Origin of the sequence: Geodermatophilus sp. FMUSA9-8 (assembly GCF_037034165.1) — a bacterium.
Taxonomy (GTDB): Bacteria; Actinomycetota; Actinomycetes; order Mycobacteriales; family Geodermatophilaceae; genus Geodermatophilus; species Geodermatophilus nigrescens.
In genome coordinates this window covers 32,542-47,831 of record NZ_JBAGKE010000008.1, presented here as the reverse complement: position 1 = coordinate 47,831, position 15,290 = coordinate 32,542, and the positions used below count along the sequence as shown (strand labels likewise).

17 protein-coding genes are annotated in these 15,290 nt (G+C 73.1%); 3 read left to right on the top strand and 14 right to left on the bottom strand.

Translation table 11 applies throughout. The features are described from left to right. Nucleotides 1-10 precede the first annotated feature (10 nt). The 7 genes from WA616_RS16700 to WA616_RS16670 all read right to left on the bottom strand — a co-directional run bounded on the left by WA616_RS16700 (nt 11) and on the right by WA616_RS16670 (nt 6,102). A complete protein-coding gene (locus tag WA616_RS16700; protein WP_336031566.1) occupies nt 11-955 on the bottom strand; it encodes an NADH-quinone oxidoreductase subunit H in 945 nt (314 codons plus the stop codon). Then, the gene (locus WA616_RS16695; protein ID WP_336031564.1) at nt 948-1,754 is read right to left on the bottom strand and encodes a hypothetical protein; all 807 of its coding nucleotides are present in this window, start codon (nt 1,752-1,754) and stop codon (nt 948-950) included. The genes WA616_RS16700 and WA616_RS16695 overlap by 8 nt, the downstream gene beginning before the upstream one ends. 437 nt (nt 1,755-2,191) lie before the next feature. Next, the gene (locus WA616_RS16690) at nt 2,192-2,605 is read right to left on the bottom strand and encodes an NADH-quinone oxidoreductase subunit A (protein ID WP_336031562.1); all 414 of its coding nucleotides are present in this window, start codon (nt 2,603-2,605) and stop codon (nt 2,192-2,194) included. Nucleotides 2,606-2,766: 161 nt separating this feature from the next. Then, nucleotides 2,767-5,118, bottom strand: a complete 2,352-nt coding sequence (locus WA616_RS16685) for a heavy metal translocating P-type ATPase (protein WP_336031560.1) — start codon at nt 5,116-5,118, stop codon at nt 2,767-2,769. A 92-nt stretch (nt 5,119-5,210) separates the two neighbouring features. After that, the gene (locus tag WA616_RS16680) at nt 5,211-5,387 is read right to left on the bottom strand and encodes a hypothetical protein (RefSeq protein WP_336031559.1); all 177 of its coding nucleotides are present in this window, start codon (nt 5,385-5,387) and stop codon (nt 5,211-5,213) included. A gap of 49 nt (nt 5,388-5,436) precedes the next feature. Continuing rightward, nucleotides 5,437-5,706, bottom strand: a complete 270-nt coding sequence (locus tag WA616_RS16675; RefSeq protein WP_336031557.1) for a heavy-metal-associated domain-containing protein — start codon at nt 5,704-5,706, stop codon at nt 5,437-5,439. A gap of 90 nt (nt 5,707-5,796) precedes the next feature. Beyond that, entirely contained in the window at nt 5,797-6,102 is a 306-nt protein-coding gene (locus WA616_RS16670; protein WP_336031556.1) for a metal-sensitive transcriptional regulator, read from the bottom strand. Between the two features lie 432 nt (nt 6,103-6,534). On the opposite strand from WA616_RS16670, the gene WA616_RS16665 reads away from it, so the two are divergent. Together WA616_RS16665 and WA616_RS16660 are read left to right on the top strand one after the other, a co-directional pair. Beyond that, nucleotides 6,535-7,581: a HoxN/HupN/NixA family nickel/cobalt transporter gene (locus WA616_RS16665; protein ID WP_336031553.1), complete on the top strand. Its 1,047-nt coding sequence runs from the start codon at nt 6,535-6,537 to the stop codon at nt 7,579-7,581. 768 nt (nt 7,582-8,349) lie between these two features. Further along, on the top strand, nt 8,350-8,757 hold the full coding sequence (locus tag WA616_RS16660; protein ID WP_336031551.1) for a four-helix bundle copper-binding protein: 408 nt from the start codon (nt 8,350-8,352) through the stop codon (nt 8,755-8,757). Between the two features lie 298 nt (nt 8,758-9,055). On the opposite strand, the gene WA616_RS16655 is transcribed toward WA616_RS16660, so the two are convergent. Further along, nucleotides 9,056-10,018: a potassium channel family protein gene (locus tag WA616_RS16655; protein WP_336031549.1), complete on the bottom strand. Its 963-nt coding sequence runs from the start codon at nt 10,016-10,018 to the stop codon at nt 9,056-9,058. Between the two features lie 244 nt (nt 10,019-10,262). Here WA616_RS16655 and WA616_RS16650 point away from each other — a divergent pair, with 244 nt between their 5' ends. Next, entirely contained in the window at nt 10,263-10,901 is a 639-nt protein-coding gene (locus tag WA616_RS16650; RefSeq protein ID WP_336031914.1) for a DUF305 domain-containing protein, read from the top strand. A 127-nt stretch (nt 10,902-11,028) separates the two neighbouring features. Here the strand turns inward: WA616_RS16650 and WA616_RS16645 are convergent, their stop codons facing one another. The 6 genes from WA616_RS16645 to WA616_RS16620 all read right to left on the bottom strand — a co-directional run bounded on the left by WA616_RS16645 (nt 11,029) and on the right by WA616_RS16620 (nt 14,994). After that, a complete protein-coding gene (locus WA616_RS16645) occupies nt 11,029-11,868 on the bottom strand; it encodes a F510_1955 family glycosylhydrolase (RefSeq protein WP_336031548.1) in 840 nt (279 codons plus the stop codon). Between the two features lie 53 nt (nt 11,869-11,921). After that, complete coding sequence (locus tag WA616_RS16640) at nt 11,922-12,806, bottom strand: cytochrome c biogenesis CcdA family protein (protein WP_336031547.1); 885 nt, start codon at nt 12,804-12,806, stop codon at nt 11,922-11,924. After that, the gene (locus tag WA616_RS16635) at nt 12,803-13,417 is read right to left on the bottom strand and encodes a TlpA family protein disulfide reductase (protein ID WP_336031545.1); all 615 of its coding nucleotides are present in this window, start codon (nt 13,415-13,417) and stop codon (nt 12,803-12,805) included. Before WA616_RS16635 ends, WA616_RS16640 begins: the two co-directional genes overlap by 4 nt. Nucleotides 13,418-13,518: 101 nt before the next feature. Further along, nucleotides 13,519-14,133, bottom strand: a complete 615-nt coding sequence (locus tag WA616_RS16630) for a DUF305 domain-containing protein (protein WP_336031543.1) — start codon at nt 14,131-14,133, stop codon at nt 13,519-13,521. Nucleotides 14,134-14,215: 82 nt separating this feature from the next. Continuing rightward, on the bottom strand, nt 14,216-14,638 hold the full coding sequence (locus WA616_RS16625; RefSeq protein ID WP_336031541.1) for a DUF6153 family protein: 423 nt from the start codon (nt 14,636-14,638) through the stop codon (nt 14,216-14,218). 77 nt (nt 14,639-14,715) lie between these two features. Beyond that, on the bottom strand, nt 14,716-14,994 hold the full coding sequence (locus WA616_RS16620; protein ID WP_336031539.1) for an ArsR/SmtB family transcription factor: 279 nt from the start codon (nt 14,992-14,994) through the stop codon (nt 14,716-14,718). Nucleotides 14,995-15,290: the final 296 nt, after the last annotated feature.

Here is a 15,290-nt window from a genome sequence, read left to right as displayed (position 1 = left end):
GCGTCCCTCCTCATGAGTAGAAGCCGGTGAGCACGAGCACGGCGACGACCAGCGCCTGCAGCAGGGTCAGCGGGACGAGCACCATCCACCCGACCTCGACGGTGCGGTCGGGCCGCAGCACCGGCAGCCGGCGGCCCGCCCACACCAGGCCGGCGACGACGGCCAGGGTCTTGAGCAGGTGCCACACCGGGCCGGGCAGCCACGGGCCGGCATCGCCGCCGAGGAACAGCGCCGCGGCCATGGCGGCGGCGGCGCCCAGGAAGACCGCCCGCCCGACCTGCACCAGCAGCCGGTCCACGCCCGAGAGCTCGGAGGTGACCCCGCCGGCGATGTCGGCCGCGGCCGGGGCGGCGAAGGGACCCCAGAAGGCGAAGGCCGCGGCGCTGGCGACGAAGACGACGAAGGCCACCGGCATCGTCACCACGAACCACAGGCCGGTCTGCGCGGTGAGGATGTCGCCGACCCCCAGAGAGCCGGCCGCGACACCGACGGTGACCAGCGCGAACATCAGCGGCAGCTCGTAGGTCAGCCCCTGGGCCAGGAACCGGTAGCCACCGGTGAGCGCGTGGACGGCGTTGGGCCCCCAGCCGACGAGCCACACCGCGGCCCACAGCAGCGCCTCCATCGCGTTGAACCACACGAGGTCGCCGCTGGTCGACCACAGGGTGCGGCCCCCGACGGGGACCACTGCCAGGGACAGCAGCGCCAGGATCGGGATCGCGACGCAGCCCAGGCGCCACAGCAGCCGGTCCGGCGCCAGGGTCGTGCGCCGCTGCTGACCGAGCAGGCGGACACCTGCACGGAGCGGCTCGACGAGCGCTCCCCCTCGCCCCCGCGCGAGCGCTGCCGCGTCCGCGGCCGCCACCAGCAGGCCGAGTGCCAGGCCCACCGCCGCGACGGTCAGGACCGACGGGGCCAGCCCCCAGACCTCGGGAAGGGTCCGGGCGTCAGACACCGACCGCCTCCGATCGCGCAGCAGCGCCGACCGGCCGCAGGTCGAAGCTGGCCACGATCAGGCGCGCGGTCCCGAGCTCGGCTCCGACCAGCAGCGCCGCAACGTCGTCCAAGGAAGCGGCCGGGACGACGGGGTCCTGGCGACCCGACACGACATCGCACCAGCGCCGGACACGGTCGAGGACCGCGGCGCCGGACGAGCCGTCCGCGGACGTCCGCCCGACGTCTCCCACCGTCCATGCAAGGACCCGCGACCTGCGGATCAGCCGCGCGGTCCGCTCCGCCAACCGCTGGGCGGCACGACGTACCGCGGGGTCGACAGCACCGAGCCCGTCCCTCGCGCGACGGGCATCCCCTGCGGCCGTCGCCCAGCCCGCGACGTCCAGGAAGCGTGCGAGATGGTCCAGGGCACTCCGCCGGTCGTCGGGATCCGGTCGGGTGCCGGCGATGGGACCGGTGTCCAACCAGGACAGACGGGCGCGCACGAGGACGTCCCCCTGCAGGTCTGCGTGCAGCACGAGACCCGTGGGCCAGCCCGGCAGGACCGGTCCGAGCGAGACGCTCAGGACGTCGAGGTCGAGACCGTCCCTGTCCTGCGCGGTACTGGCCACGGGCAGTCCTGCGACCTCACCCCCGTGGTGCATGTGGAGACCGCCGTGGTCCATGCCCTCGTGACCACCGCCGTGGTCCATGCCCTCGTGACCACCGCCGTGGTCCATGCCCTCGTGACCACCGCCGTGGTCGATGCCCTCGTGACCACCGCCGTGGTCCATGCCCTCGTGACCACCGCCGTGGTCCATGCCCTCGTGACCACCGCCGTGGTCCATGCCCTCGTGACCACCGCCGTGGTCCATGCCCTCGTGACCGGCGTGAGGAGCCTTGTCGCCGGCGAGCAGCGAGGCCGGCGAGGGACGACCGTCGTCGGACCGGGTGGCTGCCGACCCGACGAGCGATGCGGCTCCTGCGTCGAGCGTGGGCACGATCTCGTGCTCCTGCCGGATCCCGAGCCGGATGCGAGGTGCCGGGACCTGACTCCACAGCACCCCGATGGCCGCCTCCAGCTGCGCACCCGGGGCGCCCAGCACGAGCAGGACGTCGGCGTCTGCCGGAGTGAGGACGAGCGGCCACCTCCGGCGGTCCAGTTCGCCCTCGATCGACCAGCGCAGGGAGTCCGTTCCGGGGGAGTCCACGAGCAGCACGTGGGGCCGGGCATACGCCCAGGCTCGGATCCGGCCGATCAGCTCCATCGCAGTGCACCTTCGCGCCACACGTATGTCGCGCCGACGAGCAGGACGAGGAGGAAGCCGAACATCTCCACCACTGCGGTCGTGCCCATGTCGGCGACGACGACCGCCCACGGGTACATGAAGATCATCTCCATGTCGAACGCGAGGAAGAGGATGGTCACGGCGTACCAGCGGACGTGGTAGCGGGAGAAGGCGTGCTGCTGTGGAAGGAGCCCGGACTCGTAGGGCAGCACCGCGGCAGGCTCCCGGACGGGGGCGAACACAACGGAGACGTTGTAGGCCACGACGACAAGGACTGCGGCTAGGCCCAGCAGGGCCAGGACGGCGTTCACGGTCGACCTCACCTCCGGCGAGAACGTCACGACCCGTGGCCCGCTGCTGGCCACGCTCTCCCACGAGGACATCCGCATGATCGTGCGGATGAGCCGACTCTAGGTCCGGTCCCTGAGTTGTGCCTGCTGATCGCGGGTGCCCGATTGCCATCGACACCCGCCTCCCCGCGCACCGGTCCGGTACGGAGACCCCGCCGCGCCGCCGGCGGGCGGACCTGCCGGCGGCGCGACCGTCAGCCGATCCGCGCGGCCGCGCTCGGGCCGTCGACGACGGCGCGGCGTGCGGCGCCGGAGCCCCCGTCCGCCTGTGTCGACGCCAGCGGCCTGAAGCGGCGCAGCCGCAGGCTGTTGGACACGACGAACACCGACGAGAAGGCCATCGCCGCCCCTGCCAGCAGCGGATTGAGCAGGCCGGACGCCGCCAGCGGCAGGGCGGCGACGTTGTAGGCGAAGGCCCAGAACAGGTTGCCCTTGATGGTGCCCAGCGTCTTGCGGGACAGCCGGATGGCGTCGGCGGCGGCCCGCAGGTCGCCCCACACGAGGGTGAGGTCGCTGGCCTCGATCGCGACGTCGGTGCCGGTCCCCATCGCCAGCCCGAGGTCCGCCTGGGCCAGGGCCGCGGCGTCGTTGACCCCGTCACCGACCATGGCGACGACCTTGCCCTGGTCCTGCAGCCGCTTCACGACCGCGACCTTCTCCTGCGGCAGGACCTCGGCGATCACCTCGTCGATGCCGACCTGGGCCGCGACCGAGCGGGCGACCGTCTCGTTGTCACCGGTCAGCAGCACCGGGGTGAGTCCGAGGTCGCGCAGCTGGCCGATGGCCTCGGCCGAGGTGTCCTTGACCGCGTCGGCCACGACGAGCACGCCGCGGGCGGCGCCGTCCCAGCCGACGGCGACCGCCGTCCTCCCGTCGGCCTCGGCCGCGGCCTTGGCCTGCTCGAGGGCGGCCGGCAGGGTCTGGGACCACTCGGCGAGCAGCCGGGCGCGTCCCACGAGCACCGCGTGCCCGTCGACGACGCCCTGCACGCCGAGCCCCTCGAGGTTGGTGAACCCCTCCACCGGCGGGAGCGACCCGAGGCGCTCGGCCGCTCCGCGGGCGATCGCCTGGGCGATCGGGTGCTCCGAGGCGTCCTCCAGCGCGCCGGCCAGCCGCAGCACCTCCCCGGCGTCCTCGCCCGGAGCCGGGACGACCTCGAGCAGCGTCATGCGGCCCGTGGTGACCGTCCCGGTCTTGTCCAGGACGACGGTGTCGACCTTGCGCGTGGACTCCAGCACCTCGGGGCCCTTGATGAGGATGCCGAGCTGGGCGCCCCGCCCGGTGCCGACCATGAGGGCGGTGGGCGTGGCCAGCCCCAGGGCGCACGGGCAGGCGATGATGAGCACGGCGACCGTGGCGGTGACGGCGGCGGCGATGCCGCCGCCGGTGCCGATCCAGAAGCCGAGGGTCGCGACGGCCAGGGCGATGACGATCGGGACGAAGACCGCCGACACCCGGTCGGCCAGGCGCTGCACCTCGGCCTTGCCGTTCTGGGCGTCCTCGACCAGGCGGGCCATCTGCGCCAGCTGGGTGTCCGCGCCGATCCGGGTGGCCCGGACGACGAGGCGACCTCCGGCGTTGACGGTCGCGCCGACGACGCTGTCCCCCGGACCGACCTCGACGGGGACGGACTCCCCGGTGAGCATCGAGGCGTCCACGGCCGAGGAGCCCTCGGTGATCACTCCGTCGGTGGCGATCTTCTCCCCCGGCCGGACGACGAAGTGGTCGCCGACGGTGAGCCGGTCGACGCTGATGCGCTCCTCCCGGCCGTCACGCAGGACCGAGACCTCCTTGGCGCCGAGCTCGAGCAGCGCCCGGAGGGCGGCGCCGGCGCGGCGCTTGGAGCGCGCCTCGAAGTAGCGACCGGCCAGGATCGCGGTGGTGACGCCGGCCGCGACCTCCAGGTAGATGTTCGCGGCGCCGTCGGTCGCGCCGATGGTCAGCTCGAAGGGGTGGACCATCCCCGGCACGCCGGCCGTGCCGAGGAACAGCGCGTACAGCGACCAGCCGAAGGCCGCCAGCGTGCCCATCGACACCAGGGTGTCCATGGTGGAGGTGCCGTGGCGGAGGTTGGTCCAGGCGGCGCGGTGGAACGGCGCGGCTCCCCAGACGACCACCGGTGCGGCGAGGGTCAGCGACAGCCACTGCCAGTAGGTGAACTGCAGCGCGGGCACCATAGCCATCGCGATGACCGGCACGGTCAGCGCCGCCGACACGAGCAGACGCTGCCGCAGCAGGCGCACGGGGTCGCGCTCGTCCTCGCCCGCCTCGTCGGTCCGCTCGGGGCGCGGCGGCTCGGGCAGGCGTGCGGTGTAGCCGGCCTTCTCCACCGCCGCGACCAGGTCGTCGGGGCTCACGGTCGGCGCGTAGGTCACCTTGGCCTTCTCGGTGGCGTAGTTGACCGAGGCGGTGACACCGTCGAGCTTGTTGAGGCGCTTCTCGATGCGCATGGCGCAGGACGCGCAGGTCATGCCGCCGATCGTGAGTTCGACCTGGTCGCCGGGGGTCGGGGCCGGGGACGTCGTCCGGTTGGTCGCGGAGCTCACTGGTCCTCCTCGAGGGGCCATCGGTGCTGCGGGGGTTGCGGTCCGGGGGTGCGCACCGCGGTCAGGGGTGCGCACCCCCGGGATCGGTGGCGTCAGCCGCCGGTGTGCTCGTCGGTGTCCATGCCGCCGTGGCCGGTGTCGGTCTGCACCGGCCGGTCCTGCTCGCCCGCGGGCTCGAGCGGCCCGACGGCGTTGCCGAGGCCCAGCGCAGCGGCGAACACGACGGCGAGGCCGGCCAGGTAGGCGCCGACCTTGGTCGGGGTGTTCATCTCGGGTCCTCCTGTCGGCCGGGTGGCCGGGCCGTGCCCGGGCGGTCGGTCAGCTGCAGCCGCAGCCGCAGCCGCCGGACGTGCCCTCCTGCGCCATCGGGAGGGTGACGGGCTGGGCCAGCTCGTAGCCGGCCTCCTCGACGGCCGTCTTGACGGCGCCGGCGTCGACCTGGTCGGCGCTGCTGCGCACGGTCAGGCTGCCGCTGGCCAGGTCGACCTGGACGTCCTCGACGCCGGCGACCTGGCCGACCTCCTCGGTGACGGAGGCGACGCAGTGCCCGCAGGTCATGCCGACGACGGTGTAGGTGGCGGTGCTCATGTCGGTGTGGGTCCTCTCGGATCTGGTTGTGGATGTCCGGTGGTGCCGGTCTGGGGCGGGCCGCCCGGGCCGCGGGTGCGGCCCGGGTGCTCAGGAGCGGACGAGCCGGGCGATGGCCTCGGAGGCCTCGCGCACCTTCTCGTCGGCCTCGGGCCCGCCGGCGGCGGCGGCCTGCACGACGCAGTGGCTCATGTGCTCCTCGAGCAGCCCCAGCGCAACCGACTGCAGCGCCTTCGTCATGGCCGAGACCTGGGTCAGGATGTCGATGCAGTACTTCTCGTCCTCGACCATCCGCTGCAGTCCCCGGGCCTGACCCTCGATGCGGCGCAGCCGCTTGAGGTAGTCGTCCTTGCGGTGGATGTAGCCGTGCGGCCCGGCGTGTTCGGCGGTGTCCATCGAGTCCTCCTCCTGGTGGCGACCCGTCCTGGTCCGGTCCCCGGCCGCCGCCTGCCCCACCACGGAAGGTATACCCGGGTACGGTACTTTGCAACGGACGGGTCGCCGGCCTCCGATGCCGTCCGCCACAGTCGGGGCGGGGATGGGGACGGCGAGGCGACCACCGGGCCGCGGCCGGCCTGCGCGTGTCCGACCGCGGGCGAGGACCGGTCCTCCGGCCAGCGGGCGGCCCCGAGACCTGCGGGGCGGTTGCTGCGAATAGGTTGCAACAAGCCGTGGCATCCTGCGGAGGAGCTGCGGCGACGCCCCTGTTCGTCCCGATCACTGTTGCGAGGTCCCATGCGGTCCGACACCCCGCTCGCGCCGGCCCGGTCCGGGACCCGGCGCCTCCGGTCGGCGTTCACGGCGGAGGAGTGGCGCTCGGTCGGCGCGATGACCGCGGTGGTGCTCCTGCTGCACGTCGTCGGCTGGGGCGTGCTGGTCCTCGTCGTCGCCCCGCAGGGCTACCAGCTCGGCGACACCGGCGTGCTGGGCGTCGGGGTCGGCTTGACGGCCTACCTGCTGGGCGTCCGCCACGCCTTCGACGCGGACCACATTGCCTCGATCGACAACACCACCCGCAAGCTCGTCGGCGAGGGACGTCCGTCGGTCAGCACGGGCTTCTGGTTCTCCCTGGGCCATTCGTCGGTGGTCTTCGCCGCGAGCGCGTTGCTGGCGGTCGGGATCCGCTCCGTGGCCGGCGTCGTCCAGGACGAGGGGTCCACGACGGGAGAGCTGCTGGGGCTGGTGGGCACGCTGGTCGCGGGGACCTTTCTGCTGTTGATCGGGTTGCTCAACCTCGTGTCCGTCGTCGGTATCGCCCGGGTCTTCCGCCGACTGCGGGCCGGCGCCTACGACGAGGCCGAGCTCGAGCGACAGCTGAACAACCGGGGGCTCCTCGCCCGCGTGCTCGGGCGGGTGACCAGGCGCGTGAGCAGGCCGTGGCACCTGTACCCGGTCGGACTGCTCATGGGGCTGGGCTTCGACACCGCGACACAGGTCGCTCTGCTGGTGCTCGCGGCGGGCTCGGCCGCCTTCGTGCTCCCCTGGTACGCGATCCTGGTCCTGCCGGTCCTCTTCGCCGCCGGGATGACCTTGTTCGACACCGCGGACGGCGTGTTCATGTCGCGCGCCTACGGATGGGCCTTCCTCAAGCCCGTCCGCAAGGTGTTCTACAACCTGACCGTCACCGTCTTGTCCGTCACGGTCGCGCTCGGCATCGGCAGCATTCTGCTCGTCGGGCTCCTCGTCGAGCGGCTGCACGTGCGGAGCGGCCCCCTGCTGTGGATCGCGGACCTGGATGTCGACCACGTCGGTTTCGCACTGGTCGGCCTGTTCCTCGCGACCTGGGCGGCGGCGGCTGCGGTGTGGCGCTTCGGACGGGTCGAACAGCGATGGATCCCGCAGCAACCCGGTGCGGGAACGCAGTCCGGCAAGTGACGCGCCCGCCGTCAACCGTCCTGGGCGGCAGGCCCAGCACCCCACCGGACCCGCGACGTCCCGCTGATCGACGCGCCGTGACAACCGCCCATGGACTTGCACCGACACGCCTGGCCCGCGTGCCGGGGCGGAAGTCGAACGGGTGAGCAGCGAGGGTGTCGCCTGCTCGTGCCACCCGGTCAAGGAACTGGCCGCCGCGGCCCGACACCCGCCAGCCGACACCCTCGCCGGCGATGGTCGACCTGCGCTCCGCTCCCCCTCTTCCCGGGTCGGCACCTCGGAACACCTAGTCGTCGACGATCGGAGTCCGTGGGCATACAGGACGCGGGTACCTCCGGCACGGCCACCCAGCATCCGTTGCCGTTGGAGACCAACCCGAGAAGACAGCACACGAAGTCCATGAAGCGGGCAGCATCGAGTGCCGCGGCACGATCAGGCCGACGTGCGGAGCGACCACCGCGCAGGTCGGCGAGCCGTCGGCCGCCGAGTCGCTGGAAGAGTCACCTCCTGCCAAGCGAGCCGCCCGCCGCGGCGGGGTTCTCGGTGGCCGACGCGGTGCTTCGGCGGCGGTCGCAGGCACCACCGGACCGGCGTCCGCCGGCCGCGACGGCCAGCACGCCCCTCCGCATGCACAACAGGAGCACGCACTGTCGCAGCTCCTTCCCAGGCGGTGATGCCGTCTATCCGTACGGGTGCACGGGTACGGCCGGTCCACCGACGGCCCCGAGTGGCCACACCGCCATCACGTCGGTATCGAGAGGAGCACCGATGAGTGTCGCCGGACAGATGCTGGAGACCTACCCGAAGGACCTCGGCGGAGTGGACCGCCAGAAGCTGCAGGAGTGCATCGAGGCCTGCTTCGAGTGCGCCCAGGCGTGCACGGCCTGCGCTGACGCCTGCCTCAGCGAGGACATGGTCGCCGAGCTCACCACGTGCATCCGGACGAACCTAGACTGCGCCGACGTCTGCGACACGACCGGGCGCGCGCTCTCCCGGCACACCGGCTACGACGCGAACCTCACCCGCGCAGTGCTCGAGGCCTGCGCCGCTGCCTGCAAGGCCTGTGGGGACGAGTGCGCCGCCCACGCCGAGATGCACCAGCACTGTGCCGTGTGCGCCGAGTCCTGCCGGCGATGCGAGGCGGCCTGCCGCGACCTGATCGCCTCCTTGGGGTGAGACATCGGGCCGGGCGCTTGATGGGCAGTCGAGTCGCCTCACACGTCGAGCGCCCGGCCGTGCATGGTGCCCGCACGCCGGCAACGCAACACCACCCTGCGGGGCCGGGGCCGGTCCGCGCGCCCCTCCGCCCGACACGACCCTGCGTAACGGACCCTGCCTACCGGACCCTGCGTCACGGGGTCGACGGCGACAGCGACCGCGCGACGGTCCGGCTCATCGCCGGCGGGGGACGACGGAACAGCCGCGCAGCTACCGGGACGGCGTCGCCCCCTCCCCCGTACTGGCCCCGCGCCGGCTACCGCAGGTCGCCATCGGAGGGCGCCGCGGCGGAAGGTGACCGGAGGACATCCGTCTCGCCGTGGTCCTCGGCGTAGGCCCGGAACACCGCAGTCGGCGTCCGCTCCGTCGTGGAGACGTGCGGGCGAAGTGACTCGGCGAGGTCGGCGAGCGCGTGCACGAGGTCGGTGGCCGCCAGACGCAGGTCCGCCCGCGACGACACCCGGCCGATCGCCGCCAGGTCCTCGGCATAGGGCAGGCAGGCCGCTAACGCGAATCTGGTCTCCCGGTCGCGGAAGTAATGGGTCTCCGCGTACTGGCTGAGATCGACCGACACCCCGGCCACCTGGCGCGCGAGGTCCTCGAGGACGGCCGCGGGCAGGGATGAATCGGCCTGCCGGATGGCCTCGTGCATCGCCGCCCGCTGCAGTGACGTCAGGCGGCTCGCCAGCAGCCGCCGACGGCTGAGGGCCGGATAGACCTGCAACACCCAGGAGACCGCCACCGTCAGGAGCGCGAACCCGATGAGGGCCTGCAGCGGTGTGACGACGCGCAGCCAGCCTGCGGTCGGCACGACGTCGCCGAAGCCCAGCGTGGACGTGGTGACCAGAGACACGTAGACAGCGTCGAGGACGTCCGACCGCCCGTCGGGATCGAGCCCGGCACCGTAGGAGAAGTCCTCCGAGATGTGTGGCCAGTAGACCAGCGCGCCGCCGACGACCACCAGCAGCCCCCAGACGCCGATGACACCGACCAAGCCGAGCGGCCCCGCGAGTTCTCCCAGCCGCCTGGGCCCTCCCACCCTGCGCGCCGACCGCCACATGAAGACGAGGACGCGCCGGCTCAGCGCGCCCTGCCCCCCGGGGTGGAACAAGGTGTGGAAGAGGTCGCGGAGCACGGCTGCGATGACGATGACCCCGAGGCCAGAGACCATCCAGGCTGCGACTCCCTGCACCGACGTCCTTCCGTACACGGTCGACACTCAACGCGGGGGTAGCCCAGTCCCGCGGTATCAGCGGGCTGTGCTTCGGACGCTCGGGGCGGCCGAGTCCTGCGCCGGCTCCGGCGGTCGTTCCTATCAGACTTAGTACTAAGCAGGCCGCATACCGGTACGGCTGGCAGGTAGCCGACGGCCGCCACCCGATGGGGGGACACCTCCGCCGATCCCGCTCCTGGAGTCGCCTTGAAGCGTCACACCGTCACCCGCACCGCGATCGCCGCAGCGGCTGCGGTCACCCTCGTCGGCGTCGGGCCCCCCGCCGCAGCACCGGGTTCCGCGCCGCGCCCACGCACCCGCGGCGGCGCCGTCGTCGGAGGACCAGCAGCCGCGCCCCACGTCGCCCACCGGATACCTCTTCGGGGAGACCCTCGCCAAGCTCCACGGCGAGCAGCTGGAGACCACCTCCCTAGCCGAGATCATCCCGCACCACCGGGCCGCCATCGAGATGGCCGAACTCGAGCTCGAACGCGGCACCAGCCCGGACATCCGCACCCACGCGGAGAACATCATCGCCAACCAGCAGCACCAGATCGAGCGATTCACCCGCTGGCTGGAGGAGTGGTACGGGCTGACGCCCGAGGAGGCCACGGCCCAGGCTCCCGAGGAGGCGCGCCAGGAGATGGCCGTCCTGGAGGAGGAAACGCAGCAGATGCTCGACGAACTGCGCCAGGTCCCCGCGGGCGACGAGTTCGACGAGGCGTTCGTCACGATGATCATTCCGCATCACCAGACCGGCATCCTCGAGTTCCTCGAGCCCCAGTCGCGTGCCGTGCACCCCGAGCTGCGCGTGGCCGCCTCCTCGGGTGCCATGACGCAGGAGATGCAGGTGGTGGACTTCCGCACCTGGCTGACCGGCCGCGACTGACCGCGCCACGTGCGCGGTGAGAGCGCCGTCGACCGCGGCCACCGCGCGAGGACGGGTGCCTGGTCGGAACGACCCCGAGATCCGGCCAGTCACCCCCGGCGCAGCGCCTCCGCAGCCACGGCAGGTGTCAGCTGTCGAGCACCACGGCGAAGTCTCGGCCGCCGTTGCGTGACTGCAGGAGCGCGGCAGTCGTGGCCACGGCGATGCGCGCCTCAGCACCGGAACCGTTGGCACTGACGGCTTGTGGTGGCGCGCCCAGCTCGGGCCCCTCCGTCCAGGTACGGCCCGCGTCGGTGCTGGTCCAAACCGTGCCAGCGGGGTCCACGCCGGCGACCGTCGTCGCGTCGCTGCCCCAGTCCACCACCTGCAGCAGCGGGGCACCCTCGACCAGCGACCAGGAGGCGCCCCCGTCGGCCGACTGCATCAGCCCCTCCACCGTCGTGGCGAGGACGACACCACCGTCGGGCGAGGTGGCCAGCGACGCCGGCGGCAGGCGGAGGTAGGTCTCCTCCCACGCGCGGCCGTCCGGGCTGCGCAGCAGGGAACCGTCATAGCCGATCACGCCGGTCGCGCTGGAGGTCAGTGCGTGGAAGTCCGACTCCCCCTGGCGGGACAGCGGCTGCCAGCTGCGCCCGCCGTCAGTGGACTCGATCAGCCCGACCGGCTGCGGCAGATCCACGCCGGGCCCCGGGTGTCCGGAGGCCAGGAAGCGGCCCGGCCCGGCGACGGTGAACCCCATCAGGTCGATCACCGGACCCACGCGGGAGCTGGTGCCGTCCTCGCCGACCCGGAAGAGCCCGTCGTGGGTGGCGAGCAGGAGACTGCCGTCCGCCGGGTCGACGTCGACCCCGTGCACATGCGCCAGCGGCAGCGTCCCCGCCGGCACGTCCGTGGCCTCCGCGGCGGTCTGCGCCCCGGAGGTGCCACAGGCGGCCAGGAGGACCGCGGCGACTGCGCCGACGCTCACCTGCCGGAGACGGCCGTGCCACCCCGCCGTCCGGCCGGCGGCTGTCTGGGTCATCACAGGACCGAACTCCCCCAGCCCTTCGCGGCGAGCCAGGCCCGCAGCCAGAACATCAGCCCGTCCCACAGCCCGGTGACCAGGAGCAGCCCCAGCACGACCAGCAGGACGCCACCGGTGACGGTCACCGCACGAGCGCGTCGGCGGGCCCAGCCCGACATGGCCAGGGCCCGGCGGGCACCGAGCGCCACCGCCAGGAACGGGATGCCCAGCCCCAGACAGTAGGCCAGCCCGAGGACGGCACCGCGCAGCGCCGACGCCTCGGTGTAGGCCAGCGAGGTGACCGCGGCCAGCGTGGGCCCCAGGCAAGGGGTCCAGCCCAGACCGAAGACGATCCCGAGCACCGGCGCCCCGGCCAGGCCGCCGGTGGGCCGGTGCGACAGCCGGCGGGTCCGCTGCAGCCAGGGCAGCAGGCCGAGGAAGGCCAGGCCCATGGCGATGGTCACCACACCGGCGACGCGGGTCAGCACCGGCGCCCACTCCAGCAGCAGCCGTCCCAGGCCACCGAAGAGGGCGCCGAAGGACACGAACACGGCACTGAACCCGGCGATGAACAGCAGCGCGCCGAGCAGCACGCGGCGTCGCGCCGCGCCGGCCGCCACCGGGGGTCTCTGCACCGCGACCCCCGCCGTGCGGCCACCGGCCGGGGCCCCACCCGGCGAGGAGGCCGGAGCCGTGGCGTCGCCGCCGCCCGGTCGCCCCTCGGCGGCCCGATCGGTCTCCGAGCCGGCCAGGCCGGCGATGTAGCCCAGGTAGCCGGGCACCAGCGGCAGGCAGCACGGCGAGGCGAAGCTGATCAGTCCCACGAGGGCGGCCACGGCGACCGCCAGCAGCAGCGACCCGTCGGTGACGATGCCGGCGAAGGTCTCCCCCAGGCCGCTCACGCCTCGGGCTCCTGCAGCAGGGTGGTCACCGCGGCCAGCAGGTCCTCGCGGGCGACTGCTCCGGTGTAGACCGCCGCGACCCTGCCCTCCCGGTCGAGCACGATGGTCGACGGGACGACGTTGGCCGGAAAGCCGCGGAAGGCCAGGGCGACCTCACCGCTGGGGTCGAACAGCGAGGGGTACTCGACGCCGACGGAGTCGACGAAGGCCTGGCCGAGCTGCCGCTGGTCCTTGACGTCGACGCCCAGGAACTGCACGCCCTCGCCCCGGAGCTCGGAGTACACCGCCTGGAAGTCGGGGGTCTCCACCCGGCACGGCGTGCACCACGACCCCCAGAAGTTGAGGACGGCGACATCGCCGGCCAGCTCCGCGGAGTCGAAGGCGGTGCCGTCCAGCAGCTCCCCGCCGAAGGCCGGCGCGGACTCCCGCGCCGGCGTGCTGATCACCTGACCTGCCGCGGTGGCGCCGTCGAACCGGAAATCGTCGTCGGCGGCGTCGCCGTCGCCGGCGGAACACCCGGCGATGCCGGCGGTGAGCAGGACCACCACCGTGGTCCCGGCGGCGCGGTGGAGGCGGGAGGAGGACGCCCGGTGCCGGACGGGGGTGTGCATGAGGGCCTCCGGGAGCCGAGGAAAGGGATCGGATGCGGTCCCCGCGCCGGCGCGGCGTGGGGCGGGTGGCGCCGCGGCGGGCCGCGGCGCCACCCGTCGGCTCAGCCGCCGATCTCGGCGAGGATCTCCTCCATCTCGTCGATCTCGGCGCTCTGCGAGTCGATGATCTGCTGGGCGAGGTCCTGGGCATCGGCGTTCTGCCCGTCGGAGAGCTCGGTCTGCGCCATGTCCACCGCACCGTTGTGGTGCTCGGTCATCATCTCCAGCCACATGCGGTCGAACTCGGCGCCGGACGCGGCCTCGAGGGCGGACATGTCCTCCTCGGACATCTCCATGCCGCCCGTGTCCATGGACCCGTGGCCCATGCCGCCCATCGAGTCCTCGGCCTCCGTCGGCTGGCCCCAGTCCTCCAGCCAGCCGGTCAGGGTCTCGATCTCCGGCTGCTGGGCGGCCTCGATGCGGGACGCGAGGTCCAGGACCCGCGGGTCCTGAGCGCGGCCGTCGGCGAGCTGCGCCATCTCGATCGCGCCCTCGTGGTGGACGATCATCTGCTGGGCGAAGGTGACGTCGGCGTCGTTGAACTCGGCCGACTGCTCAGCCGAGCTGCTGGCGCCGGCGTCGGGTGTGTCGCTGCCGGTCGAGCAGCCCGTGAGGACGACGGCGCCGGCGATCAGCCCGCCGGCGAGGCGGGTCAGGCGCGCGGTGGTGCGGGTCATGGCAGGTCTCCAGTCGATCTGTCTGTACGGGGGTCCGGGCGTGCGGGAACGCGGGCCGGCTCGGGCCGGCCGGACGTTCGGCCTAGATCCGCAACAGGCAGAGGACGGAGAGGTCAGGAGGTCGCCGGAGGGCCGGCCCACCCAGGCGCCCGCGCGGCCGTTGTGGCCCGTCGCGGGAGGCGGTCGGGGCCGGGTCGCGACCGAGGACCACGCACACGAGCACGGTGGCGAGGACGGCGAGACAGAGGGACCACAGGTGACCGGCGGCGTCGTGGTCCGGGGCCTCCCCCGGTCCGGGCAGCGCATCATCGACGACGGTGCCCGGTGCGCCCGCCATCGACGGGATCGTCACCGGATCGAGCGCCGTCACGGGCCTCGCCTCACCCGGGGCGGCATGCGCGGCCGGGGCGCCGCCCGGGGGATGCTGCTGCCCGATCAGGAAGGCGACCCCGTGCATGAGGAAGACGCCGCCCAACACGAGCAAAACCCACAGCAGACGCCGCACGGTCACCTCCCTCCGCGGGCACCACCGTACTACGATCCGTAGTACGACCGGATCCGCCGCCTTGTCACCGGCGCGGGTCAACTCCCCTCGGGGCTGCGGCGCGAGAGGTCGACCAACTGGCGCAGGCAGTGCTCACGAAGGGGCTGGGGGAAGCCGTCGGCCAGCCGGTAGAAGACGATCCGCCCTTCCCGGCGCGCAGTGACGAAGCCGGCCGTCCGGAGCAGTCGGAGGGCGTAGCTCACGGCGTCCTCGCTGGCCTCCAAGGCCAAGGCCAGATCCCCGACGCACAGCTCCTCGACGACGTCGAGGGCGTACAGGACGCGCGCCCGCGTCGGGTCGGCGAGCAGACTCAGCACGCTCGTCAGCCGTGCCGCGTCCTCCCGCCCGGGCAGGCGCGAGCGGGCGCGGTGGACGCGTTGAGGATCGACAGGATGAGCGTGTCCGGCTCCCTCGGTCACCCCGTCACGCTACGTCAGCCACCTCGTCCGATCGGCTGTGCGCCAGGGAGTCCGGGGGCACCCCTTCGCCTACGCCACCGCTCGCTCCCGACTCCGCCGCCACCGGGCACATACCGTCGGCGCGACGCGGTCCAGCCCTTCAGGGTTGACGTAGACTGCCGCGCGCCGGTTCCGGCGGATCCGCCGGCCACCGC